This window comes from Shimia sp. MIT1388, from assembly GCF_047124445.1.
Taxonomy (GTDB): Bacteria; Pseudomonadota; Alphaproteobacteria; order Rhodobacterales; family Rhodobacteraceae; genus Shimia.
In genome coordinates this window covers 120,783-143,951 of record NZ_CP138921.1, presented here as the reverse complement: position 1 = coordinate 143,951, position 23,169 = coordinate 120,783, and the positions used below count along the sequence as shown (strand labels likewise).

At 58.0% G+C, this 23,169-nt stretch carries 22 protein-coding genes; 9 read left to right on the top strand and 13 right to left on the bottom strand.

What is annotated here, in order from left to right:
* Positions 1–35: 35 nt before the first annotated feature.
* The 3 genes from SIB92_RS00645 to SIB92_RS00635 all read right to left on the bottom strand — a co-directional run bounded on the left by SIB92_RS00645 (position 36) and on the right by SIB92_RS00635 (position 2,741).
* The gene (locus SIB92_RS00645; protein WP_412554001.1) at positions 36–941 is read right to left on the bottom strand and encodes a DMT family transporter; all 906 of its coding nucleotides are present in this window, start codon (positions 939–941) and stop codon (positions 36–38) included.
* Positions 942–1,012: 71 nt separating this feature from the next.
* Entirely contained in the window at positions 1,013–1,957 is a 945-nt protein-coding gene (locus SIB92_RS00640; RefSeq protein WP_412554000.1) for a pirin family protein, read from the bottom strand.
* Between the two features lie 166 nt (positions 1,958–2,123).
* Positions 2,124–2,741, bottom strand: a complete 618-nt coding sequence (locus SIB92_RS00635) for a LysE/ArgO family amino acid transporter (RefSeq protein ID WP_412553999.1) — start codon at positions 2,739–2,741, stop codon at positions 2,124–2,126.
* A 109-nt stretch (positions 2,742–2,850) separates the two neighbouring features.
* Between SIB92_RS00635 and SIB92_RS00630 the strand changes: the two genes are divergently transcribed.
* Both SIB92_RS00630 and SIB92_RS00625 read left to right on the top strand, forming a co-directional pair.
* Positions 2,851–3,225: a hypothetical protein gene (locus tag SIB92_RS00630; RefSeq protein WP_412553998.1), complete on the top strand. Its 375-nt coding sequence runs from the start codon at positions 2,851–2,853 to the stop codon at positions 3,223–3,225.
* Entirely contained in the window at positions 3,222–4,097 is an 876-nt protein-coding gene (locus SIB92_RS00625; RefSeq protein ID WP_412553997.1) for a LysR family transcriptional regulator ArgP, read from the top strand. The genes SIB92_RS00630 and SIB92_RS00625 overlap by 4 nt, the downstream gene beginning before the upstream one ends.
* Here the strand turns inward: SIB92_RS00625 and opgC are convergent.
* Both opgC and SIB92_RS00615 read right to left on the bottom strand, forming a co-directional pair.
* The gene (gene opgC / locus SIB92_RS00620; protein ID WP_412553996.1) at positions 4,090–5,181 is read right to left on the bottom strand and encodes an OpgC domain-containing protein; all 1,092 of its coding nucleotides are present in this window, start codon (positions 5,179–5,181) and stop codon (positions 4,090–4,092) included. The genes SIB92_RS00625 and opgC overlap by 8 nt on opposite strands.
* A gap of 150 nt (positions 5,182–5,331) precedes the next feature.
* Positions 5,332–6,072 carry a YebC/PmpR family DNA-binding transcriptional regulator gene (locus tag SIB92_RS00615; RefSeq protein ID WP_294118258.1) on the bottom strand — a complete coding sequence of 247 codons (741 nt, stop codon included), beginning with the start codon at positions 6,070–6,072 and terminating at the stop codon, positions 5,332–5,334.
* Between the two features lie 142 nt (positions 6,073–6,214).
* On the opposite strand from SIB92_RS00615, the gene SIB92_RS00610 reads away from it, so the two are divergent.
* A complete protein-coding gene (locus SIB92_RS00610; protein ID WP_412553995.1) occupies positions 6,215–7,987 on the top strand; it encodes an SLC13 family permease in 1,773 nt (590 codons plus the stop codon).
* A gap of 300 nt (positions 7,988–8,287) precedes the next feature.
* On the opposite strand, the gene SIB92_RS00605 is transcribed toward SIB92_RS00610, so the two are convergent.
* The 6 genes from SIB92_RS00605 to SIB92_RS00580 all read right to left on the bottom strand — a co-directional run bounded on the left by SIB92_RS00605 (position 8,288) and on the right by SIB92_RS00580 (position 15,302).
* Positions 8,288–10,564, bottom strand: a complete 2,277-nt coding sequence (locus SIB92_RS00605) for an NADP-dependent malic enzyme (protein ID WP_412553994.1) — start codon at positions 10,562–10,564, stop codon at positions 8,288–8,290.
* 5 nt (positions 10,565–10,569) lie between these two features.
* Positions 10,570–11,595, bottom strand: a complete 1,026-nt coding sequence (locus tag SIB92_RS00600; RefSeq protein WP_412553993.1) for a type I glyceraldehyde-3-phosphate dehydrogenase — start codon at positions 11,593–11,595, stop codon at positions 10,570–10,572.
* Positions 11,596–11,761: 166 nt separating this feature from the next.
* Positions 11,762–12,580, bottom strand: coding sequence for a bifunctional allantoicase/(S)-ureidoglycine aminohydrolase (locus SIB92_RS00595; RefSeq protein WP_412553992.1), 819 nt, complete (start codon positions 12,578–12,580; stop codon positions 11,762–11,764).
* A 135-nt stretch (positions 12,581–12,715) separates the two neighbouring features.
* Positions 12,716–13,372 (bottom strand): SOS response-associated peptidase, encoded by a 657-nt coding sequence (locus SIB92_RS00590; protein WP_412553991.1) that lies wholly within the window; start codon positions 13,370–13,372, stop codon positions 12,716–12,718.
* Positions 13,372–13,677: a DUF1992 domain-containing protein gene (locus tag SIB92_RS00585; RefSeq protein ID WP_412553990.1), complete on the bottom strand. Its 306-nt coding sequence runs from the start codon at positions 13,675–13,677 to the stop codon at positions 13,372–13,374. The genes SIB92_RS00590 and SIB92_RS00585 overlap by 1 nt, the downstream gene beginning before the upstream one ends.
* 65 nt (positions 13,678–13,742) lie before the next feature.
* Positions 13,743–15,302, bottom strand: coding sequence for a bifunctional metallophosphatase/5'-nucleotidase (locus SIB92_RS00580; RefSeq protein ID WP_412553989.1), 1,560 nt, complete (start codon positions 15,300–15,302; stop codon positions 13,743–13,745).
* Between the two features lie 122 nt (positions 15,303–15,424).
* Between SIB92_RS00580 and SIB92_RS00575 the strand changes: the two genes are divergently transcribed.
* Genes SIB92_RS00575 through arsC form a run of 3 tightly spaced genes read left to right on the top strand, consistent with a single transcriptional unit; the run spans position 15,425 to position 17,165 of the window.
* The gene (locus SIB92_RS00575; protein WP_412553988.1) at positions 15,425–15,766 is read left to right on the top strand and encodes a DUF952 domain-containing protein; all 342 of its coding nucleotides are present in this window, start codon (positions 15,425–15,427) and stop codon (positions 15,764–15,766) included.
* Positions 15,763–16,830 carry a quinone-dependent dihydroorotate dehydrogenase gene (locus tag SIB92_RS00570; protein WP_412553987.1) on the top strand — a complete coding sequence of 356 codons (1,068 nt, stop codon included), beginning with the start codon at positions 15,763–15,765 and terminating at the stop codon, positions 16,828–16,830. Before SIB92_RS00575 ends, SIB92_RS00570 begins: the two co-directional genes overlap by 4 nt.
* Entirely contained in the window at positions 16,827–17,165 is a 339-nt protein-coding gene (arsC, locus tag SIB92_RS00565) for an arsenate reductase (glutaredoxin) (RefSeq protein WP_412553986.1), read from the top strand. The genes SIB92_RS00570 and arsC overlap by 4 nt, the downstream gene beginning before the upstream one ends.
* 7 nt (positions 17,166–17,172) lie before the next feature.
* Here the strand turns inward: arsC and SIB92_RS00560 are convergent, their stop codons facing one another.
* The gene (locus tag SIB92_RS00560) at positions 17,173–18,366 is read right to left on the bottom strand and encodes a DegT/DnrJ/EryC1/StrS family aminotransferase (RefSeq protein WP_412553985.1); all 1,194 of its coding nucleotides are present in this window, start codon (positions 18,364–18,366) and stop codon (positions 17,173–17,175) included.
* A gap of 60 nt (positions 18,367–18,426) precedes the next feature.
* Entirely contained in the window at positions 18,427–19,101 is a 675-nt protein-coding gene (locus SIB92_RS00555; RefSeq protein WP_412553984.1) for an HAD-IA family hydrolase, read from the bottom strand.
* Between the two features lie 134 nt (positions 19,102–19,235).
* Between SIB92_RS00555 and glmU the strand changes: the two genes are divergently transcribed.
* From glmU to SIB92_RS00540, 3 genes are read left to right on the top strand one after another with little or no spacing between them, the layout of a single operon-like run.
* On the top strand, positions 19,236–20,591 hold the full coding sequence (gene glmU / locus SIB92_RS00550; protein ID WP_412553983.1) for a bifunctional UDP-N-acetylglucosamine diphosphorylase/glucosamine-1-phosphate N-acetyltransferase GlmU: 1,356 nt from the start codon (positions 19,236–19,238) through the stop codon (positions 20,589–20,591).
* Positions 20,591–22,414: a glutamine--fructose-6-phosphate transaminase (isomerizing) gene (gene glmS, locus SIB92_RS00545; RefSeq protein WP_412553982.1), complete on the top strand. Its 1,824-nt coding sequence runs from the start codon at positions 20,591–20,593 to the stop codon at positions 22,412–22,414. Before glmU ends, glmS begins: the two co-directional genes overlap by 1 nt.
* Positions 22,414–23,091: a DNA alkylation repair protein gene (locus SIB92_RS00540; RefSeq protein WP_412555778.1), complete on the top strand. Its 678-nt coding sequence runs from the start codon at positions 22,414–22,416 to the stop codon at positions 23,089–23,091. The genes glmS and SIB92_RS00540 overlap by 1 nt, the downstream gene beginning before the upstream one ends.
* Positions 23,092–23,169 lie beyond the last annotated feature (78 nt).

The following is a 23,169-nucleotide window of genomic DNA, read 5'->3' as shown; positions in this document are numbered from 1 at the left end:
TCAGGATAGGCGCACTTACATCGCTGTGGCAAATCTCAGAGCTTGGTCTGCCCCACAAGCGGCGTGATCTGCCGCCGCTTCAGCATGGCTTCACGCCAGGTGATAAAGCTGATCGCGCCAATGATAGTCATCGCGCCCACAAGCACCCAGACATCGGGCTGTTCGCCAAAGCCAATCCAGCCCAGCAACACCGCCCAGACCATCTGCAAGAAACTCACCGGCTGTGTCACCGTCACCGGCGCGGCTTTGAAAGCCAAGGTCATCGTGTAATGCCCTGCCGTGGCAAAACAGGCCACGCCAAACAGGATCACCAACTCTTCCAACGTCGGCGTCACCCAAACAGACAACGCCAAAGGCGCCAGCCCAATCGTCACCGTCACCGACAACATCCCCACAACCACCGTCGGGCTGACCTCTTCACTCAAGCGTTTGGCAATCAGGTATCCACCAGCAAAACCCAGCGCCGTGAACAGCATGGCAAAATGTCCCGGGCTCAACTCCCGAAACCCAGGCCGCAAAATGATTGTCACGCCGATCAAGGCCACAATCACCGCCGCAATGCGCCGAAACGCCAGCTTCTCCCCCAAAAACAGCGCCGCCCCAATGGTGACATAGACCGGCGACAGATAGTTCATCGCCGTGACTTCGGCGATGGGAATACGCGCCATGGCAAAGAACCACGCAACCACAGCGCCAGTGTGCAAGACACCGCGCAAGCTGAACAAGCCAATCTGCCGCTTGGTGAGCTTGGCCGCCAGAATGGGCTTGATCATCGGGATCAGAAACACAATGCCCAGCGCATAGCGCAGAAACGCTGTCTCCGACGCAGGAAGCCGCGTGCCCACCATTTTCACAAGCGCGGTCACCGCCACAAAGCATAAGCCCGTGACAAGCATCCAAAACACGCCCTTCAAAGGGGAAGTGGCACTTTCATCCGTCATGCCGCCACATAGACATGACGTGGCGGCAGTGTCGAGGTAGGAAACCTGTTAAGCAAAATTTTGCCGCGGCGTCACAGCATCCTGTCTGGCAAAGGGATAAACTCCTCATCATCCCCCGGCGGCAATTGAAACCGCCCATCGGCCCAATCGCCCGCCGCCCAATCGGCTTTGGCAGCCTGTATCTTCTCCTTGCTGGAGCTGACAAAGTTCCACGAGATATAGCGCGGCCCATTCATCGTCGCCCCGCCCAGCGCCATCAAACGCGCCCCCTGCGGCCCCGCCGTGACCGTGATCGCATCTCCGGGCCGAAACACCACCATACGCCCCGGCTCAAACACGTCCCCGGCGATCTCCACGGCGCCGTCCACCACATACAAGCCCCGATCCTCGTGATTATCCGGCATCGGCAGCTTAGCCCCGGCTTGCAAGGCCACATCGGCATAAAACGTCTCCGACATCATGCTGACTGGCGCGCGTTCCCCCCATGCATCGCCCAGGATCAACCGCACCTCTTTGCCTTCGCCTTCCAGAAACGGCAGCGCCTCTTTGCCGTGATGCTCAAACGCTGCCGGATCGTCCTCACGCTCCTCAGGCAAAGCAATCCAGGTCTGTATCCCAAACAGCGAGCTTGGCGCCTTACGTGTCGCCTCCGATGTGCGCTCCGAATGGGTCACGCCATTTCCGGCCACCATCCAGTTCACCTCACCCGGATAAATCATCTGATGCGTGCCCAAACTGTCGCGATGCTCAAACTCACCGCGATACAAATATGTCACCGTGCCCAGTCCAATATGCGGATGCGGCCGCACATCAATGCCCTGCCCGGTCAAAAACTCCGCCGGTCCCGCCTCATCAAAGAAGATAAACGGCCCCACCATCTGCCGCTTCGGCGCAGGCAAAGCCCGCCGCACAGAAAAACCGCCAAGGTCTCGAGAACGCGGTACGATGACTGTCTCAATCGCCTCCAATGCGGTGGCATCTGGCAATGTGGGCTCTAAGGCTGGGTTCCAACTCATGGCGTCCTCCTGACTTGCTACCCTCAGGATATGGCCATTCCCCTGCCGCACAAAACAGGCAAGTCCCCACAACTTATGTGCGCAACCTCACACAACGCCCCACTCTTCTCCTTCCTAAAATGTCCCGGGGGGAGACGGCGTTTGCGCCGACGGGGGCAGCGCCCCCTCACATGCCCCAGATCAGTTTCGCGGCAATCGCCCACATGGTCAGCCCGACCAGCACATCCAAAATCTGCCAGGAGCGCGGATTTACAAAAAACGGCCGCAACAATTTGGCGCCAAACCCCAGTGAGAAGAAAAACACAAAGCTTGCGGTCACCGCACCGGCCCCAAAGGCCCACCCCGGCGCATATTGCGCGGAAATCCCGCCCAACAGCACAACCGTGTCCAGATACACATGTGGATTCGCCCAGGTCAGCAACACACAGGTCATCACAGCCGCGCCCAAACTGCCTGCCGTGCGACCTTTGTCCTGCAAGGCCTCTCCCCCCGCCGCAGCGGCCTTAAAGTTCATGGCCCCATAGACAAACAAAAACGCTGCGCCACCAAAGCGTACCCACTCAATCATGGTGGGATTGGCCGCGATCAACGCACCAAAGCCCGCCACGCCCAAAGTGATCAAAATGGCGTCGCTCACCGCGCAGGTCAGCACCAGTGGCAGCACATATTCGCCACGTAAGCCTTGGCGCAGGACAAAGGCGTTCTGCGCGCCAATCGCCATGATGAGCGAAAACCCCAACGCAAACCCGGCCAATGCCGGTCCCAAAATGCCTGTCTCGCTCATATCGTCTTGCCCCCAACGGTTATCCATTGCACCTTTGTTTCGAGGTTTGACTAAGGCCTGCCTTTTAATTACTCAAATTAAAACATCTGAGACTACATTAGGACCGCTTATGTCGCTTCCGAGCTACAAAACCCTGCCGCCCGCCAAAGGGGAAAGCAACGTAGATTACTGCCGCCGTCTGGAGGCCGCTGGTCACGACGCGCTATTTTTGCGCAATGCGCTGGCTTTCCACTTCCAACTGCCGCAGGACGATATCAAGCACTGCTTGGACAAATTCCCGGAGGCGCGCCTGCGTCACGTCGAATTGCTGACCAAGCTGCACCCCACCCGCTCCGCTTATGCGCTGGCGGACAAGCTGGCGATGAACCTCGGCATGTCTCTTAATGAAGCCAAAGACTGGGCGCTGGCCCATGACGGCTCGGCGATTACTTCTCATCGGCACCAGATCAAGCCCACGCACGGCACCGCAGCCAAGCTGCAATGAAACTCGACTACGCCCATCTCGCCGCCCTTGCGGCGATCCTGCGCACCGGCAGCTTTGATGGCGCGGCACAGGAACTGAGCGTCACCCAATCCGCCATTTCACAACGTCTAAAAGCGCTGGAAGAGCGCGTTGGCATGCCCTTGGTGCTGCGTGGCACCCCCTGTGAAGGCACCGAAACCGGCCGCCGCCTCGCCGCCCACCTTGATCAGGTGGGTATGCTCGAAGGCGCGCTCTCCCGCGATCTGGCAAGGCTCTCTCCGCGCACCGCTCGCCTGCGCATCGCGGTCACTGCCGACAGCCTCGCCACATGGTTTCTCAAAGCCGCCGCGCAGGTGCCCGACCTGCTATTTGATCTGGTGGTCGACGATCAGGATTTTTCTGCCGACTGGCTCCGGCGTGGCGAAGTGGTCGCCGCCGTGACCGCGCATGAAGCCCCGATTGCTGGCTGCGACAGCACCCCGCTTGGCCCCATGCGTTACGTCCCCTCCGCCAGCCCAGCCTATATGGCCAAACATTTCCCCGAGGGTGTCACCGCAGAGGCCATATCCACCGCTCCGATCCTGATCTTTGATGCCAAAGACCGCCTGCAAGAGACCTGGATGACGCAAAACCTTGGCGTAACGCCCGCGCCGCCAAGCCACCGCCTTCCGTCCTCCACCGGCTTTGTCGAGGCCTGTCTGCTGGGCCTTGGCTGGGGCATGAACCCCGAACCATTGGTGCGGCCCCATCTGGAAACCGGCGCCTTGGTGCCGCTAATCCCAGACACCACGTACGAAACCCCCTTATTCTGGCAATCCAGCCGACTGCTGGCCCCTGCCCTCACCCCGCTCACCAAAGCGGTGCGGCACGTCGCCCGCGACCACCTCAACTGACACTACGCGCGGCCAACGCCTGCCTACGACGTCTGAGACCGTGATGGATCAAGTACGCAAGAAGCATGTAGGCAACCTGAAACACCACCGCCCAGACCAGCCCCTCCGACGTCGTCCATTGCGGTAACAGATAGGCAAACAACGCGACCATATAGACATGGATCACAAACATCTGGATCGCCCAAACACCGCAATACCGCAAAAGCGGCAACGAGAAATACCAGCGAAAGACTTTGGTCAACCAAGCTGTCACAGGCACCGAGCGCGTCATCACCACGGTCACAAACGCCGCCACGGCAAAGGTGCGCAACAGATGCACAGGGTGCAGATGCATGCGGAACCAGTTGCCCTGAACGCCCTCCGGCAGAGCGCCAATTGTCGGATACCAAAACGCCCATCTCTGCCCCAATGCGATCACAGCACAGCCAAGCAACAGCGCCACAAACGCCACGTCGCTCAGGCCATTAAGCCACCCGACAATCTCTCGAAAATAGAGCCCGGCAAAATACGACAAGAAAAACAAAAACTGCCAGGCCGCAATATCAAACACTAGGAACTTCCCGCCCCAGCCGAACACACCACCATCATAGGAGAACAGACTAACCGCATAGATCAGCGCCGACGGCACCAGCATCATCACCTGCGGCAGGTAAGCCAACCCAAAACTCAGCACAAACAGCAAGACAAAACAGTAGATATATATCGGCAGGATGTCGGAATAGGCTCCGCCGTTTTGGATCAGTAGGACCTCGCCAATTCCAAATGCAAACTGCCCCAAGCTTGCGCCATTAAGAGCTAGGAGGATCAAAAACGGCCCAGCCGAGAGCAGGTAGTAGACATAAATTTTGCGAATACGCTGTTTCAGAAACCGCGCCAGCTTGCTCGGATCCTGAAATTTGACGGCGTACAAAATGCCCACCAAAAGACCGGACAACACCACAAGAAACTCAGCACTCAATAGCTGAATAATCTGTGAGTGATGCACCGAAAACAGAGCGTTCATCCCTGCCTGTGCGCCAAGATGCCCCAACATCATCATAAAAAGCAGGTGCCCACGCACCCCGTCCAGAAGGTCAAACCGCATGCCTTCAGTCCTCAAATCAATGAATTTTTTGGTAGTGCCTTGCCCAGGCTACCATCAAAATGCGGCAAAACTGTGGGATGGTTAATTTCCAATAAAAAACCCCGCCAGCAGGGCTGACGGGGCTCACATTTTGTCTTTGATGGGAATAGCTTACAGCTGATCCATCACCTCGTCAGAGGCTTCAAAGTTTGTGGTCACGCGCTGCACGTCATCGTCATCTTCCAGCGCATCAATCAACCGCATCAGCTTTTGCATGCCTTCCAGGTCCAGCTCGGTGGTGGTGGTCGGCTTCCACACCAGCTTGGTGCTGACAGACTCACCAAGAGCTGCTTCCAGCGCATTGGAGACCTCGTTCAGGTCGGTGTCTTCACACCAGATGATGTGGCCGTCCTCAGAGCTTTCCACGTCTTCCGCACCGGCCTCGATCGCCGCTTCAAACACAGAATCCGCATCGCCCGCGTCTGCGCCGTAGGTCACTTCGCCTTTGCGATCAAACATGAAGCCAACAGAGCCGGTCTCGCCGAGATTGCCGCCACTCTTGGTGAAGGTGGAGCGCACGGTGGAGGCTGTCCGGTTGCGGTTGTCGGTCATGGTTTCGACAATCACCGCCACGCCATTGGGGCCATAGCCCTCATAGCGGATTTCTTCATAATCGTCGCCTTCGCCCGCAACCGACTTCTTGATCGCGCGTTCGATCACGTCTTTTGGCACCGACTGGCTCTTGGCTTCTTTCACCGCCAGACGCAGGCGCGGGTTTTTGTCCGGGTCCGGATCGCCCATCTTTGCGGCAACGGTGATCTCTTTGGAAAGTTTGGAAAACAGCTTGGAGCGCGCGGCGTCCTGACGCCCTTTGCGGTGCTGAATGTTTGCCCATTTACTATGGCCGGCCATGTTCGCCTCCGGTTGTCTTTTCGCAGTATCGCTTTGTCAGGGCTCTCTATACGTCACAGCGGGCAAAATCCGCAACCCGCTTGCGTTTCCGCGGCCTGTAAGATTGACTCTCCCGCAAAGAAATTTGCGCACAGGCCCTTTTATGACAACAGATCAGATCATTTTGTTCAGCCTCTTTGGCGGTGTGTTTGTGATGCTGCTCTGGGGCCGCTTCCGCTATGACATGGTCGCCTTTGCCGCGCTAATGATCGCCGTGGTCGCGGGCGTCGTCCCCACCAAAGACGCCTTCTCCGGCTTTGGCCACCCCGCCACGCTCATTGTGGCGCTGGTGCTGATTGTATCCGCTGGCCTTGTCCGCTCTGGCGCCGTCGGGCTGATCACCCGCACCTTGGTGGACAGCGCGCGTTCCTTAGGCAATCACATCGCCATCATCGGTGCTGTGGGCGCTGTGCTCTCCGCCTTTATGAACAACGTCGCCGCGCTTGCGCTGCTGATGCCCGTAGACATTCAAACCGCCCGCAAAGCTGGCCGCAGCCCGTCCAAATCTCTCATGCCGCTGTCTTTCGCCACCATCCTTGGCGGTATGGCCACGCTGATCGGCACGCCGCCCAACATCATCATCGCCTCCATCCGCGAGGAAAGCTTGGGTGAGCCGTTCAAGATGTTCGACTTCGCTCCGGTGGGCGGCCTCACCGCCATCGCAGGCCTGCTGTTTGTCGCGCTGATTGGCTGGCGCCTGATCCCGGACCGCGAAGACGCGGGCAAAAAGGTCGCCGACCTCGGCCAATACATTGCTGAACTCACCGTCCCGGCCGAGAGCAAGCTGATTGGCAAGCGCTTGGGTGAGTTGGAGCCGGACGCCGAAGAGGCCGACGTGCAAATCCTTGGCCTAATGCGCGGCGGCAAACGGCTTTATGGCTCCGCCCGCACCAACATCCTGCGAGAAGGCGACGCCCTAGTACTCGAAGCCACGCCCGACGCGCTCGATGAGTTCCGCACAGCTCTGTCCCTGAATTTCTCCGACGAAAAACGCGAAGAGCAACTCAAAGCCGCCGGGGACGGTCTTGATATTGTCGAAGTGGTTGTGCCCGAAACCGCCCGCATCGCTGGCAAAACCGCCGCTGCCCTCGGTCTCGCTTGGCGACAGGGCGCGGTGCTCATGGGCATCTCCCGCGAAGGACGCCGCATCCGCAGCCAGATCCGTAAAACCGTGGTCCAGCCCGGCGACATTCTCCTGATCCTCGTACACAAAGACCGCGGCCCAGACGTGACCAAATGGCTGGGCTGCCTGCCGCTCGCAGATCGCGGCCTGACCGTGACTGCCAACAGTAAGATGTGGCTCGCCATTGGCCTGTTTGTCGGCGCCGTCGCCGCCGCCTCTTTTGGCCTGATCTACCTGCCCATCGCTTTGGGGCTTGTGGTGATCGCCTATGTGCTCGCCAAAATTGTCCCGCTTTCCGAACTCTACGACCACGTCGAATGGCCCGTGGTGGTTCTACTCGGCTCGATGATCCCACTTGGCGCCGCGCTCGACAGATCCGGCGGCACCGCGCTCATTGCCAACGGGTTGGTCGGCCTCACCTCCGGTCTGCCCGCTTGGGCGGTGCTCACCGTGCTGATGCTCGTGACCATGACCCTCAGCGACGTGCTCAACAACACCGCCACCACAATCGTCGCCGCCCCCGTGGGCATTCAGATGGCCAACGCGCTAGACGTCTCTGCCGACCCGTTCCTGATGGCCGTGGCCGTCGCCGCCTCCTCGGCCTTCCTCACGCCCATCGGGCACAAGAACAACACGCTGATCCTCGGCCCCGGCGGCTATCAGTTTGGCGATTACTGGCGCATCGGACTGCCACTGGAAGTGCTTGTTGTCGCCGTCTCGATCCCGGCGATTCTCGTTTTCTGGCCTCTGTAACGAGTTGCCCGGCAACGCCGGGCGCGCCCGACCCTCCCCACGGGAGGGCGCACTTCAAAGTCCCGCCAATCGCAATGAACGCGCAAGTGGACCCGTTTCGCAATTCTATTTCGTTTCGTAAGCGCCCACCGAGGGTCAGGCGCACCCTCCTGTTGCGCAACACTTCGCGCAACGCACGTAGTGTTTACCTGCCTCCCGCGACACAAGCCCCCCACCGACGCAATACAGACGTGAAACGGACAAAAAACAGACCCCGAAAACCATCGTTAACGGGGCCTGTTGCATCACTTCAAATCTGGCTTAGCCGTAGGTCGAGACCTCGGTGCCCGCCAGCGCGGCAATGTTGAGCAATCCGCGCACCGTAATGGACGGCGTTACGATGTGGGCCCGGTTGCCCATGCCCATCAGGATCGGCCCAACTTCCAGCCCATCTGCCACAGATTTCAAGATGTTACGGGTCGCCCCCGCCGCATCCGTGTTCGAATACACCAGCACATTGGCTTTGCCGGTCAGACGACCACCGGGGAACAACCGCTCGCGCAACTCTGGATCAAGGGCCGCATCAGTGTGCATTTCCCCTTCATATTCAAAGTCATAGTCGTTTTGGTCCAGAATATCCAAAGCCCCGCGCATCACCCGACCGGAGTGCGAATCCAGGTTACCAAATTGGCTCCCAGAACAGAGCGCGATCTTCGGATCCACCCCAAAGCGCCGCACATGACGAGCGGCGGCAATCACTGTTTCCGCCACCTGCTCAGAGGTTGGCTCGATGTGAATATGCGTGTCCGCCAGGAACAGCGGCCCTTTGTCCAGAATGATCAGGGACAGCGACCCAACCGGATGCAACTCTTTGTTTTCCAACACTTCCGTGACGTAGCGCAGATGCCAGCGGTACTCACCAAAGGTGCCGCAGATCATGCTGTCCGCGTCCCCACGGTCCACCGCGATCGCCGCAATCGCGGTGTTATTGGTGCGCAAAATCGCCCGCGCACTATCCGGGCTCACGCCCTGACGCCGCAGCTTGTTGTGATAGTGGGTCCAGTAGTCGCGATAGCGCTCGTCCTGTTCCGGGTTGATCAGTTCGAAATCCACGCCCGGTTTGATCTTTAGTCCAGCCTTATCAAGACGATGCGCAACAACCTCCGGACGGCCAATCAGCACCGGCGTGTCCACAGTCTCTTCCAACATCGCCTGCGCCGTCCGCAGCACACGCTCATCTTCGCCTTCCGCAAACACGATCCGACGACGGCTCATGCTGGAGGCTTCGTAAACGGGACGCATGATCATCGAAGACCGGAAAACCTGCGCTTGCAGCTTATTCTCATAGGCGTGCAGATCCAGCTCCTTGGTGGCCACACCGGAGTCGATGGCCGCCTTGGCCACAGCCACCGCAATGGTCGGCAGAAGCCGCGGATCAAACGGCTTTGGGATCAGGTAGTTAGGCCCAAACGTCAGAGTCTCGCCCTTGTAAGCGGCGCCCACTTCCGCGGAGGTCGTTTCCCGCGCCAGAGAGGCAATCGCCTCCACACAGGCCAGCTTCATCGCATCGTTGATTTCGGTTGCACCAGCGTCCAGCGCGCCTCGGAAGATGAACGGGAAACACAGCACGTTGTTCACCTGGTTCGGGTAGTCCGAACGCCCCGTCGCGATCAACGCGCCCGGCGCCGCCTCGCGCGCCTCTTCCGGCATGATCTCCGGGGTTGGGTTGGCAAGCGCAAAGATGATCGGATCATCCGCCATCTGCTCGACCATTTCTTTGGTCAGCAGGCCCGGACCGGAAACGCCAAGGAACAGGTCAGCCCCTTCCATTGCCTCCATTGTGGTCCGCTTATCAGTGTCTTGCGCGAATTCCGCCTTCTCCGCGGTCAGGTCGTTGCGCTGTTTATGCACCACGCCTTTGCTGTCCAGCATCAGGATGTTTTCGTGTTGAACCCCCATGGTCATCAGCATCTTGAGACAGGCAATCCCCGCCGCCCCCGCGCCCAGCGCCACAACCTTGATGTCCTCGACGTTCTTCTTCGCCACGATCAGCGCGTTGTAGGCGGCAGCTGCCGCCACAATCGCGGTGCCGTGCTGGTCGTCATGGAACACCGGAATGTTCATGCGCTCTTTGCAGAGCCGCTCCACAAGGAAGCAGTCCGGCGCTTTAATATCTTCTAAATTGATTGCCCCGAAAGTGGGTTCCAGACGACAGACCAAATCGGCGAGTTTTTCCGGATCAGGCTCGTTCACTTCGATGTCAAAACAATCGATCCCGGCAAATTTTTTGAAAAGAACCGCCTTGCCTTCCATCACCGGCTTGGACGCTTGCGCGCCAATATCGCCGAGACCAAGCACGGCCGTACCGTTGGAGATCACCGCAACCAGGTTGCCTTTCGCGGTGTAACGCGTTGCATCCGCAGGGTTCTTTTCAATCTCAATACAGGCCTCGGCCACGCCTGGACTATACGCACGGCTCAGGTCACGGCCGGTCGCCATCGGTTTGGTCGCGCGGATTTCCAGCTTACCGGGCTTCGGAAACTCGTGGTAGTTAAGTGCGGCCTGACGGGCGCGGTCCTGATCCTTGGTGTTTGTCATCTCTTCTATTCTCCCAATTCCCCTCGCGCAGCTCTGCGCCGCCCCATTGCTCTGGCCATATCCAACATGCGGTTGGAAAAGCCCCATTCATTGTCATACCAGCCAAAGACGCGCAGCAGCCCGCCCACAGAAACGCTGGTTTCTCGCTCACTCACTATCAGCGATTCCGGCCGCGCCCGCAGGTCGGTCGAGACAAGCGGCTTGGTGCTCCAACCCAAGATTCCATCTCTCTCTGCCGCTGCTTTCAAACAGGCGTTAACCGTTTCTACTGTCACATCTTTTTCAGTCTGAATTGTCAGATCAATGGCAGACACACTGGCCGTTGGCACCCGAATGGCGCGCGCTTCCACGCGGCCTTTCAGATGCGGCAAAACCTTATCAATCATCCGCTGCGCCGAGGTGGTGGTCGGCACCATCGACAGCGCCGCAGCGCGACTCCGCACCAGATCAGCGCGCGGCTTGTCCACCGTTGGCTGACTGCCTGTGTAGCAATGCACCGTGGTCATATGCCCGCTGATCAGGCCAAATTCCTCGTCCAACACCCGCATCAACGGCGCCAAGGCATTGGTTGTACAGGAGGCATTGGACAGGATCTTCTGATCCTTCAAAAGCTCCTGATTGGCCCCCAGCACAATGGTGTCGTCAGCCTCATCAGACGGCCCGGAAATCAACACCTTAGCCGCGCCCGCTGCAAGCCCCCGCTCCGCCACGGCTCGCGCACCAGCCATGCCGGTGCATTCCAGAACCACATCGACAGCGCTGAGATCAAGACCACTCAGGTCGCTCACGGCATGAAACGGAATGGACAGCCCATCAACAGTGAGTGCCTTGTCACCTGCCTCAACGCCCCCCGGATAAGCGCCAAAAACACTATCAAACTCAAACAGATAGGCACAGGTCTCCAACGGCTCGATGTCGTTGATCCCGACAATCTCGAACTCCGGGTGCTGCCCCTTTGCCAGGATACGCAAAACCGTCCGGCCAATACGGCCAAACCCGTTGATAAAGATCCTGATCTTGCGCTCGCTCATGACACGCGTTCCATTTTGTCCTGAAAGGCCAATTGATAGGGTTTGCTCTGCAATTGCCACCCCCAAAGGGGCGGAAAATCCGCCCACATGCTTTTGTTATCGCTATCAAGCGCAGGCATTTTGCCACAACCCAATCAGTTGCTGGCAAAACACCAATAATGCCGCCTCAAAGCGCCATATGGCGGTTCACATCTTTGTAGAGCAGATAGCGGAACTTGCCCGGTCCACCCGCGTAACAGGCCTGCGGGCAGAAGGCACGCAGCCACATGTAATCGCCCGCCTCAACCTCGACCCAATCTTGGTTGAGTTTGTAGACCGCCTTACCTTCCAACACATAGAGCCCGTGCTCCATCACGTGAGTTTCAAGGAACGGGATCACCCCACCCGGCTCAAAGGTCACGATATTAACGTGCATGTCATGGCGCAGATCGTCTGGCTCCACAAAGCGCGTGGTGCCCCATTTGCCATCCGTGTCCGGCATGTAGTTGATTGGTGTATCCGCATCGGAGGTGACAAAGGCCTCTGGCGCCTCAATCCCCTCAACCGCTTCATATTTCTTACGAACCCAGTGGAACTTGGCTGGCGCATCACTGTCGTTCTTCAGCGTCCAGGCACTGCCCGCTGGCAGGTAAGCATAGCCGCCATCTCCAAGCTCGTGGCGCGCACCTTCAATGGTCACAACCACGCTGCCTTCAACCACAAACAACACACCTTGCGCTTCCGGGTGCAGCTCGGGTTTCTCGCTACCACCGCCGGGTGCGACTTCGGCAATGTAGTGCGAAAACGTCTCGGAAAACCCGCTCATCGGCCGGGCAATCACCCAGACTCGCGTATCGTTCCAGAATGGCAAGTTGGACGTCACGATATCGGTGAGCGTGCCTTTCGGGATCACCGCAAAACTCTCGGTGAACATCGCTCTGTCGGTGAGCAATTGGGTTTGAGGCGGCAAGCCACCTTGAGGTGCGTAATACGAAGACCGGGACATGGGACCCTCCAAAAAGTTCATCCCATCATCTCAGGCCAACTGCGTGACGCCAAGGCACTACCGGCCCTTCTGAAGCTGAAGGATTGTCGCAGTTTTCTTGAAAATCCACCCCGGACCTTCGCCAAAAATCGAATACTAGATCGGCTCGATCAACGCAGACCCTGCCGCACGATTGGAGTTCACCGCACGATCAACCTGATGAAAAGACAGGAGATCCTCTTTCGCCGCCTTCATCAGAGTGGCCGCCCCATGCCCCTGCTCACCAAGCCACAACCCCCAATCGCCCTCGTCAATCACCACGGGCATCCGGTGGTGGACTTGGGAGATGGTTTCATTGGCTGAGGTGGTCACTATCGCGCAGGTACTCATGGCCTCTTCGCCCTGCGTCCATTCCTGCCACACACCAGCCAAGGCCAAGGGCGCACCGGCGGAGATGTACCACGGCCAGCGCATCCCCTCGCTGTCTTTGGTCCATTCATAAAACCCTGTCACCGGGATCAAGCACCGCCGTTCCCGACAGGCTTGTCTAAACGCAGGCTTTTCCGCCAAAGTCTCCGCCCGCGCATTTATCAGCAACGGCCCGTCCGTAGCCGTTTTGTACCAATGCGGGATAAAGCCCCAGCGCATCGAGACCAACCGCCGCGCCGCTGCCCCCTCGCCCAAAACCACATGGATCTGATTGGTGGGGCACACATTGAAGTTGGGCACCTCGGGCAGGTTGTTGGCAGGTGTGGCCGCAAATAACTGCGCCATGGCATCGGTCGGCAAGGTGATCGCAAACCGTCCGCACATCAGCGATTGGCCTTCCGCGCCAGTTCGATCCTGGCGTCCATCATCGACATCTCTTTCATAATCTCTTGCCGCCGGATCCGGTCTCCAGTTTCTCGCAATTCCTCTCGGAGCTTAGCCAACTCACGCGATAGCGACACAAACTCCGGCACGCCGCCGGCTTCCTTTACCAGCCGGTTGAGCAATGCATTTTCCGGATCGTCTTCTTTAGGCAGCGGTTTCCCCGCCCCTTCCAGATTGTCGAAGTCGCCAGCCTCCTCCGCCTCGCGGATTTTCTGGTTGATCAAATCAATAAGGGGATGATCCATGCCTGCCTCAAAAGAAAGCCCCCGCCAGTTTCCTGGCGAGGGCAAAGATCGTCAAGTCAAACACCTTATTTGACGGTGATACGACCGTCCAAGTAAGGCTTGAATGGGCCTTTGGCCGCCAGGTATTCGGCAGTTACGTCAGCTAGGTCTGGACCAAAATCATAGGCGTTCTGCGCGTCACGGAACATTTTGTAGCCGTCACCGCCATTGCGCACGTAGTTGTTGGACACCACGCTGTAGAGCTTGCCCATGTCGATTGGCTCACCGCCAACCATCACGTCGCTTACGCGGGAACCGGCTTCTTTGCTTGCGTCAAAGGCATAAGACATGCCCGCAACCTGAGGGAATCGACCAGCGCCTTCTTCATGCTGGCTCACACCGTTTTCCAGAGCCGCAACAATGGTTTCACCGGTCACCTGGAAGGTGGACAGAGTGTTCTGGAACGGCAGCACGGTCAGTACTTCACCCATGGTGACTTCGCCCGCATCGATGGAAGCACGGATACCGCCACCGTTCTGGATGGCGATCTGAACTCCCTGGTCTTTCACACGGTCGAGCATGGCGTCCGCGATCAGGTTGCCCATGGTGCACTCTGCCGCACGGCAGGAACCACGTTCGCCGTCAATGGCTTCCGCCGCCTCTGCCACAACACGGTTGCGGATTTCATCCAGCGGCGCTGCTGCTTCGGCGATGCGCGCCTTGGTGGCTTCGTCTTCTGCAACGGCCGCATCCATGATGATCGGCTCACCAGCAGCTTCAACAATTTCGCCTGCATCGTTGAAAGTCACGTTCAACTCGCCGAGGAATTTGCCGTAGGCATAAGCCGACACAATTGCGGTGTTGCCAACCATAGTTGGATACGGGCCTTCTGCGCGATCGGAAGTGTTGGACAGCAGTGTGTTGGTGTGGCCGCCTACAATCACGTCAACACCGGTCGTGTTGGCCGCAACCTTCTGATCCACACCATAGCCGGAGTGGCTCAGCACGATGATCTTGTTGACGCCCATTTCGGTGAGCTTATCAACTTCACCCTGCACCGCCTCGGAAGGGTCGGTGAAGATAACGTTTGGGCCGGGGCTCGCCAGTTCATCGGTGTCCTGGGGCGTCAGGCCAATCAGGCCAATCTTCTCGCCGCCACGTTCGATCACGGTCGACTTCAGCAGCTTGTCTGCCAGCAGCTCTTCACCAGAGAAGTCCGCGTTGGACATCAACACAGGGAAATCAACCGCGTCCATAAAGCCGCGCAGCACTTCCGGGCCATCGTCAAACTCGTGGTTGCCCACGGTCATGCCGTCGTAGCCAAGCTTGTTCATCATCTCTGCAGCAAGCTTGCCCTTGTAATATGTATAGAACAGCGTGCCCTGGAATTGGTCACCGCCATCCACGAGGATCGAGTTGTTGGAGCGCGCACGCGCATCCGCCAGCGCAGTCACCAGACGCGCGGAACCGCCAAAGCACTTGCCTTCAGCATTGGAGTCTTCGCTACAACCGGAGTCGTATTTGGAGATTGGCTCAAAACGGGCGTGAAAATCATTGGTGTGCAAAATCGTCAGCGTGTAGTCCGCCGCGGCCATTCCGGCCGTTACGGCCAGTGCTGCCGCCCCTGTCATCAGTCGAGTAATCATGGAGAATCCCCTCTCTTTTTATCGTTCAGTCAATATCGTGCCGTTTAATCGGCTCAAATGTCAAAGATTTAACAATTCGTGTCGCGCTTGACCTTGCGCCGTGTCCGTTGCATGAGCAGGCCATGCTGATCTTCAAGATATTCCGCTCCGACGAATGGGCGGCGCTGCGGGCCGTAGGGCACTCCGTGGGCGCGCCTGTTGATGTGGCCGATGGCTACGTGCATTTCTCCACCGCCGCGCAAGCCGCCGAAACCGCTGCAAAACACTTTGCAGGCGAGGAAAACCTATTCCTGCTGGCCTGTGAAAGCGACCCGATGGGCGATGATCTGAAGTGGGAGGTCTCCCGTGGAGGCGCCGAGTTCCCGCACCTTTATCGCGAACTGCGCCTAACCGATGTGACCTGGGCTCAGCCTCTGCCGCTGGTTGAAGGTAAGCACGAATTCCCGGCCGGAGTGTTGTCATGAGCCTGAAACGCAGCCTTGAAACTGTTGGCATGAACGTCCTGCGGAGCATGGACCCTGAAAAATCTCACGGCATGGCCCTGAAGGCTCTGGAAATGGGCTTCGGCAATGCGCCGGGCGAGATCACCTCGCCGCGCCTCAAAACCACGCTTGCAGGTCTCGATCTGCCCAACCCTGTTGGGCTAGCTGCGGGGTTTGACAAAAACGCCACCGCATTAGATGCGCTTTCCAAATCTGGCTTCGGCTTTGTAGAAGTTGGCGCCGCAACGCCTCGTCCGCAACCGGGCAACCCGAAACCCCGCCTATTCCGCTTGTCCGAAGACAAGGCCGCCATCAATCGGTTTGGGTTTAACAACGACGGCATGGAGGCCATCGGCAGCCGTCTTACGCAACGCCCGCGCAACGCTGTGATTGGCCTCAACCTCGGGGCCAACAAGGACAGCGAGAACCGCGCCGAAGACTTCGCCCGCGTGCTGGCGCATTGCGGCGCGCATCTGGATTTTGCTACCGTCAACGTCAGTTCCCCCAACACAGAGAAGCTGCGGGATTTGCAGGGTAAAGCTGCCCTGTCTGCTCTCTTGGCTGGCGTGATGGAAACACGAGACGCTCTTGAGCGAAAAATTCCGGTGTTCCTGAAAATCGCGCCCGATCTGACCCACGACGAATTGGCAGAAATTGCGGAAGTGGCGGTGGAAAGCCAGTTGGATGCCATCATCGCCACCAATACGACGTTGTCCCGCGAAGGTCTGCAAAGCGCAGACAAAGATCAGGCTGGCGGCCTGTCCGGCGCCCCACTTTTTGAGAAATCCACGCGGGTTCTAGCCCAGCTGTCCAAACTCACCGACGGTTCAATCCCACTGGTAGGCGTTGGCGGTATTGGATCTGCCGAGCAAGCCTACGCAAAAATTTGCGCCGGTGCGAGCGCGGTGCAGCTCTATACAGCCTTGGTATATGGCGGGTTTTCCGTGGCGGAAACCATCATTCGGGACCTGGATAAACTGCTGCAAAAGGACGGCTTCGCCAACGTGGAAGAAGCCGTTGGAAGCAAACGAGAGGACTGGCTATGATCACAATCTGGCACAACCCGCGGTGCTCCAAATCACGCCAAACCCTCGCGTTGATGGAAGCCAAGGGGGAAGTCTCGGTGCGGCGTTACCTTGAGGATGCCCCAAGCTTGCAAGAGCTCACCGAGGTGCAAGCACTACTAAGCCTACCTGTGATCGACATGATGCGCCCGAAAGAGGCCTTGTTCAAAGAATTGGGTTTATCCAAGTCCGATGATGACGCCACCTTGTTGGCGGCGATGGCAGAAAACCCCAAACTGATCGAGCGTCCAATCGTATTGGCCAATGGCAAGGCCGCTTTGGGCCGCCCACCCGAGGCCGCGCTCGACATTCTTTGAGGCTAGCTTAGCCAGCTTGGTACACTGCGCTGACTTCCGCCCGGATGATGCGCGCGATCAAAGCGCAATCCGCCTCGGAAAACGTCAGCGGGATGCGCATATCCACAATGCCTTTTAGAATACGGTCAGTTGCAGGCATCGCCTCAGACGGCGCATAGCGCCAACTGTCGTAGCGGGATGTGAAGGCCACCGGCTCCGCGCCACCAAACCACTTGAGCTCGACACCGCGCTCGGCGCAGCGCCGCAAAGCCTCGCCAATTTGCGCTTCGGTCCAATTCAACAGCAGGAATTGAATGGAACTTCCGACGTAGGCCTCCCCTTCCGGCCGCTCGACCACCGTCAAACCAGGGGTGTCGCGTAGCCCAGCTAACAAGATGTCATGCCGCGCGTTCCAGTTGTCTACTTGCGCGTCAAGGTTCTGTAACTGAGGCCGCAAAATCGCGGCGCGCAGATGATCCATGCGGCCAGAGACATTTGGCGTGTGATATTTAACCCGCTCAAAAACGTCCGTAGAAGGCGCCGCGCCATGTCGCTCGTAGAGCATGTAGCTGCCGGAGAGCATGACCGCCCGCGCCATCAACTCCTCATCATCGCTGATCAGGAACCCACCCTCGCCTGAATTGATGTGTTTGTAGGTTTGGGTGGAATAACACGCCATAGCGCCATGGCGGCCCGAGGCTACACCTTTCCAGCCCCCGCCCATCGTGTGGGCACAATCCTCAATCACTTTAATGCCGTGCGCCTCACAGATCGCCATCAAGGCATCCATGTCACAAATATGCCCCCGCATATGCGATAACATTAGCACATCTGCCTGACCCACTTTGGCCTCTAGGTCGTCTAGGTCGATAACCAGCCCTTCTGTAACACCAACAAAAACCGGCACCGCACCAACACTGGCAATCGCCCCTGGCACCGGCGCCAAGGTAAATGCGTTGGTTAGCACACGGTCTCCGGGTTGCACTTGCATGGCCCGCAACGCGCAGGCCAGAGCATAGCCACCAGAAGCAACGGCCAGACAGAACTTGCTTCCCACCAGGGACGCAAACTCCTGTTCAAGCTGCGACACTTCACCAAGCTCGCCTTCTGACAGGTTGTAACGGTGCAACCGCCCGCCCCGCATAACCGCAACCGCTGCGTCAATAGCCTCTTCAGAGATTGGCTCTTGCTGCGTGAAGTTCCCGGTGAATGTCTCGCTCATGTCGATGGTCTCAATCTCTCAAGCTTGGCTAGGTAAAAGGCAAATGGCCTCATCCGAATGTCAGGAAGGGTTACGCCCAATCAACGCCGCCACAACTTGCGGTAAAGCCTCGTAGTCATGCAACAACGCCTCGGGCTCCAACGCCGCCATATCTTCGCCACTTGGCCCAAATGTCACCAAAACGCTCGGAACACCCGCCGCCCGGGCCGTGTTCCTGTCGGTATCACTGTCACCAACCAACAAGGTTTGCGCTGGGTCGCCGTTTAACCGCTTCGCCGTTTCCACCAGTGGCAAGGGATCCGGTTTGCGCACGGGCAATGTGTCTGCCCCGACCAACGCGCCGAAGGCATCCCGAACGCCCAGCGCTTGCAGAAGCTGTTCCGCCAATCCCTCAGGCTTGTTTGTGCAAATGCCAACGCCGTAGCCTTGAGACTTGAGCACCTCGACTGCGTCCATCGCACCGTCATACATTACAGTATGCTCAGCAATTGCGCCGCCGTAAGCTTCCAAAAGAACAGGGTAATACTTTGCAATCACGGCCTCATCCATAGCGCCAAGCCGGGTCAGCCCCTCGGTCAGCATGCGCCGCCCGCCACGCAATGCAACACCAGCGTCGGTCCCCACTGACAAAACATCGCCGTGCCCCATGTCGCGGAAGCACACGTTGGCAGCCGCGATCAAATCGCCGCTGGTGTCCGCCAGGGTTCCGTCCAAATCAAAAACCACGGTCTTCATGTCGTGCTCCCTGCCGCCTGCGCGAGTTCCCGCGCAGCGCTGTTACAAGGCGCAACCTGAATTGATGGCCCTTGGCCTTGCACCCTTCCTGCACTCGGATAAAACGGGCACAATCGAAATAAAAGAGAAATCAGATGAGCATCGCACTTGTCATCCTCGCCGCAGGCAAAGGCACACGGATGAATTCTGACCTGCCGAAGGTCCTTCATCCCATCGCAAACGCGCCGATGCTGGTCCATGCCATGCAAGCGGGCGCGGCCTTGTCGCCTTCCCGATCCGTGGTTGTGGCCGGTCACGGATTTGACGCGGTGCAAACCGCTGCTAAAGAGTTTGACGAAGATGTCGTCGTAGTGGAGCAGAAAGAGCAAAACGGCACCGCGCATGCCGTCGATGTTTGTCGCGAAGCCCTGCAGGACTTTGATGGCGATGTGATTGTCCTCTTTGGCGACACCCCGTTTGTCAGAGCGGAAACACTTGAAAAAATGGTGGCGACCAAAGCCGACAATGCCGTTGTGGTGCTCGGCTTTGAGGCAGCAGACCCAGGCAAATACGGACGCCTTGTCATGTCCGGTGATCAGCTCGACCAAATCGTCGAGTTTGCCGATGCCTCCGATGAGGAACGTGCCGTAACCTTCTGTAATTCCGGCGTGATGCTGGCCGATCGCGCCACATTGTTTTCTCTGATTGACGAGATCACCCCGCAAAACGCGCAAGGGGAATACTACCTGACAGACGCAGTGGGATTGGCCCGCAAACGTGGACTTGGCGTCACAGCTGTTTCTTGTGATGAAAGCGAAACACTTGGCATCAACTCGCGCGCACATTTGGCAGAAGCGGAAGCCGTGTTTCAGACCAATGCCCGTCAGGAACTGATGGAACTGGGCGTAACATTGCAGCAACCGGACACGGTGATGTTGTCTTTTGATACCGTGATTGGACGTGACACGTTGATTGAACCAAACGTCTATTTTGGTCCAGGTGTCACTGTTGAGTCCGGCACCCGCATTCGCGCATTCTCACATCTGGAGGGCTGCCACGTTTCGCGCGGTGCCACCGTTGGACCCTATGCACGTCTACGTCCAGGCGCGGAACTGTCCGAAAACGTGCATGTCGGTAACTTTGTGGAAATCAAAAACGCCGAAGTTGGCGAAGGAACCAAGGTCAATCACCTGTCCTACATTGGCGACGCCACCTTGGGTGCGGGCACCAACATTGGCGCGGGCACCATCACTTGCAACTACGATGGCGTGATGAAGCATCACACAACCATCGGCGATAATGCTTTCATCGGGTCCAACACCATGTTGGTGGCTCCGGTGAGCGTCGGCCACGAAGCAATGACCGGCTCCGGTTCGGTGATCACCAAAGACGTACCTGAGGCAGCGTTGGCCATCTCACGTGCGGAGCAACAGACAAAACCTGGTGTCGCGCGGAAGTTGTTCGAAATCTTAAAAAAGAAAAAACAAAAACGCGCATTGGAGAGCAAATAATGTGTGGAATTGTTGGGGTCCTTGGCAACCACGAAGTCGCGCCAATTCTGGTGGAAGCCTTAAAACGGCTTGAATATCGCGGCTATGACAGCGCAGGCATCGCAACCGTGAACGACGGTATTCTGGATCGCCGTCGCGCGGTGGGCAAGCTCGTGAACCTCTCCGACCTGCTGGTTCATGAACCACTGCGCGGCAAGTCCGGGATCGGCCACACCCGCTGGGCCACCCATGGTGCGCCCAGCGTAACAAACGCGCACCCGCACCAAGCTGGGCCCGTTGCCGTTGTACACAATGGCATTGTCGAGAATTTCCGCGAGCTGCGCGCTGAGTTGGCAGAAAAAGGCATCTCCTTTGTCACCGAAACCGACACAGAGACCATTGCTCTTATGGCGCAAAGCCACATGCAATCCGGCCTAGAACCTGTTGATGCAGCTCTCAAAACTATCTCTCAACTTGAGGGAGCCTTTGCTCTGGCTTTCCTGTTTGAGGGAGAGGAAGATTTGATCGTGGCAGCCCGTAAGGGCTCCCCGCTGGCCATCGGCCACGGGGACGGTGAGATGTTTGTCGGGTCCGATGCCATCGCGCTCTCCCCGCTCACCGATCGCATCACGTATCTTGAGGAAGGCGATAGCGCCGTAGTAACGCGCAACAGCCTCACCATTCGCAACCTGGACGGCAACAAAGTTCAGCGTGAGTGCAAGACCATCAACATCGACCAAACTCAGGTCGACAAAGGTGGGCACAAACATTTCATGGCGAAAGAAATTGCCGAGCAACCCACCGTTTTGGGCGAAGCCATTCGCCACTACCTGCCAAATGACGGTACCGAGATCACTCTCCCGGGCGCAGACATCGATTTCACCAAAGTGAATCGGCTGGTCATGGTTGCTTGTGGCACCGCCTCTTACGCCTGCCTAACCGCCAAATACTGGTTTGAACAAATCGCCGGCATTCCCGTAGAAGTCGATGTGGCCTCCGAATTCCGCTACCGAGAGCCACCTATCACCGAAGGCACTGTCGCGCTTTTTGTCTCCCAGTCTGGCGAGACCGCAGACACTCTTGCCGCGCTGCGTTACTGCGCTGGCAAAGCGGAAAAAATCGTGTCGGTTGTGAACGTGGCCGAAAGCTCCATCGCCCGTGAAAGTGATCTGGCGCTGCCAATCCTGGCGGGTGCGGAGATTGGCGTGGCCTCGACCAAAGCCTTCACCTGCCAATTAAGTGTTCTTTTGGTCCTTGCTTTGAAAGCGGCCAGTGACCGCGGGCGCCTCTCCTCCGAGGAGCTAGAGGCGCATCTGTCTGACTTACGTGCATTGCCCGGACTGGTGAACCAAGCCTTGAGTTCCGAAACTCAAATTGCACAGGTCGCCGCTAAGCTGGCAGAAGCGCGAGACATCCTGTTTTTGGGTCGCGGCCGTATGTTCCCACTGGCTCTCGAGGGAGCGCTGAAGCTTAAGGAAATCAGTTACATTCACGCCGAAGCTTATGCCTCTGGCGAACTCAAACACGGACCAATTGCGCTGATCGACCAACACGTGCCCGTGGTGGTTCTGGCCCCGCATGATGAGCTTTACGACAAGTCGATCTCCAACATGCAGGAAGTGATGGCCCGCGCTGGCAAAGTGCTCCTCATTACGGACAGTCATGGCCTAAAGGACGGAGCTGAAGGAACCTGGGACACGATCCAGATGCCGCAGGTGTCCGATATACTGTCCCCGATCCTCTACGCGGTTCCGGCCCAATTACTGGCCTATCACACAGCGGTTGCCAAAGGCACTGACGTGGACCAACCACGCAATCTCGCCAAATCCGTGACGGTGGAATGATGCAACTTCAGGACGCCCTAACCGCCCTTGAGGCTCTGATTGAACCCGGACGTGCCGAAGGCATGGCCGCCTACCACAAGCAATCGCGTCAGGTTCTCGGCATCCCGAATCCGGCGCTCAACGACATCACCAAGTGCTGGCGGCAAACGCTGACAGTTGATCAACGCGTTCAACTCGCCTCCGAACTGTGGCAAACAGACATTTTTGAAGCCCGCATTGCCGCGTCAAAAGTGCTCACCCAGGCCCGACTGCGCCCTGACGAAGACGCTTGGGAACTGGTCGCCAGCTGGACTGCCGATTTTGACAGTTGGGCCATTGCGGACCACGCCTGTATGGCTGGGCAAAAGCGTCTGGTCGCCGATCCGACCCGACTGGATCAAGTTGAGACCTGGACCACGTCCGAACACATGTGGACACGCCGGGCAGCCTTGGTCATCACATTGCCGTGGACAAAGCAAAACCACCCCAAGCCGGAGGAGCTGCAAGCCCGCGACCGCATTCTGGGCTGGGCCGCAAGTTATGTCCCTGACCACACATGGTTTATTCAAAAGGCAATTGGCTGGTGGTTGCGTGATTTGTCAAAGCACGATCCGGATCGTGTCCGCGACTTTCTGGAAAAACATGCGAACGACATGAAGCCCTTTGCAGTGAAGGAAGCCAGCAAGCGTTTGAGCTAGGCACTTTGTTCCAGGCAAATGAGCACCTGCGCTCACAAAGATGTTTTGCGGCTACAACTTTAGGCGCCCTTGCCCATC

What these genes read in the sequence shown, in the direction of transcription:
- SIB92_RS00635 (WP_412553999.1), bottom strand. Translation starts at nt 2,741, where the DNA reads ATGAGCGAGACAGGCATTTTGGGACCGGCATTGGCCGGGTTTGCGTTG.
- SIB92_RS00590 (WP_412553991.1), bottom strand. Translation starts at nt 13,372, where the DNA reads ATGTGCGGACGGTTTGCGATCACCTTGCCGACCGATGCCATGGCGCAG.
- SIB92_RS00580 (WP_412553989.1), bottom strand. Translation starts at nt 15,302, where the DNA reads ATGATTACTCGACTGATGACAGGGGCGGCAGCACTGGCCGTAACGGCC.
- SIB92_RS00630 (WP_412553998.1), top strand. Translation starts at nt 2,851, where the DNA reads ATGTCGCTTCCGAGCTACAAAACCCTGCCGCCCGCCAAAGGGGAAAGC.
- SIB92_RS00605 (WP_412553994.1), bottom strand. Translation starts at nt 10,564, where the DNA reads ATGACAAACACCAAGGATCAGGACCGCGCCCGTCAGGCCGCACTTAAC.
- opgC (WP_412553996.1), bottom strand. Translation starts at nt 5,181, where the DNA reads ATGCGGTTTGACCTTCTGGACGGGGTGCGTGGGCACCTGCTTTTTATG.
- SIB92_RS00560 (WP_412553985.1), bottom strand. Translation starts at nt 18,366, where the DNA reads ATGAGCGAGACATTCACCGGGAACTTCACGCAGCAAGAGCCAATCTCT.
- SIB92_RS00555 (WP_412553984.1), bottom strand. Translation starts at nt 19,101, where the DNA reads ATGAAGACCGTGGTTTTTGATTTGGACGGAACCCTGGCGGACACCAGC.
- SIB92_RS00615 (WP_294118258.1), bottom strand. Translation starts at nt 6,072, where the DNA reads ATGGCCGGCCATAGTAAATGGGCAAACATTCAGCACCGCAAAGGGCGT.
- SIB92_RS00640 (WP_412554000.1), bottom strand. Translation starts at nt 1,957, where the DNA reads ATGAGTTGGAACCCAGCCTTAGAGCCCACATTGCCAGATGCCACCGCA.
- SIB92_RS00570 (WP_412553987.1), top strand. Translation starts at nt 15,763, where the DNA reads ATGAGCCTGAAACGCAGCCTTGAAACTGTTGGCATGAACGTCCTGCGG.
- SIB92_RS00540 (WP_412555778.1), top strand. Translation starts at nt 22,414, where the DNA reads ATGCAACTTCAGGACGCCCTAACCGCCCTTGAGGCTCTGATTGAACCC.
- SIB92_RS00595 (WP_412553992.1), bottom strand. Translation starts at nt 12,580, where the DNA reads ATGTCCCGGTCTTCGTATTACGCACCTCAAGGTGGCTTGCCGCCTCAA.
- SIB92_RS00645 (WP_412554001.1), bottom strand. Translation starts at nt 941, where the DNA reads ATGACGGATGAAAGTGCCACTTCCCCTTTGAAGGGCGTGTTTTGGATG.
- arsC (WP_412553986.1), top strand. Translation starts at nt 16,827, where the DNA reads ATGATCACAATCTGGCACAACCCGCGGTGCTCCAAATCACGCCAAACC.
- glmU (WP_412553983.1), top strand. Translation starts at nt 19,236, where the DNA reads ATGAGCATCGCACTTGTCATCCTCGCCGCAGGCAAAGGCACACGGATG.
- SIB92_RS00585 (WP_412553990.1), bottom strand. Translation starts at nt 13,677, where the DNA reads ATGGATCATCCCCTTATTGATTTGATCAACCAGAAAATCCGCGAGGCG.
- SIB92_RS00625 (WP_412553997.1), top strand. Translation starts at nt 3,222, where the DNA reads ATGAAACTCGACTACGCCCATCTCGCCGCCCTTGCGGCGATCCTGCGC.
- SIB92_RS00610 (WP_412553995.1), top strand. Translation starts at nt 6,215, where the DNA reads ATGACAACAGATCAGATCATTTTGTTCAGCCTCTTTGGCGGTGTGTTT.
- glmS (WP_412553982.1), top strand. Translation starts at nt 20,591, where the DNA reads ATGTGTGGAATTGTTGGGGTCCTTGGCAACCACGAAGTCGCGCCAATT.
- SIB92_RS00575 (WP_412553988.1), top strand. Translation starts at nt 15,425, where the DNA reads ATGCTGATCTTCAAGATATTCCGCTCCGACGAATGGGCGGCGCTGCGG.
- SIB92_RS00600 (WP_412553993.1), bottom strand. Translation starts at nt 11,595, where the DNA reads ATGAGCGAGCGCAAGATCAGGATCTTTATCAACGGGTTTGGCCGTATT.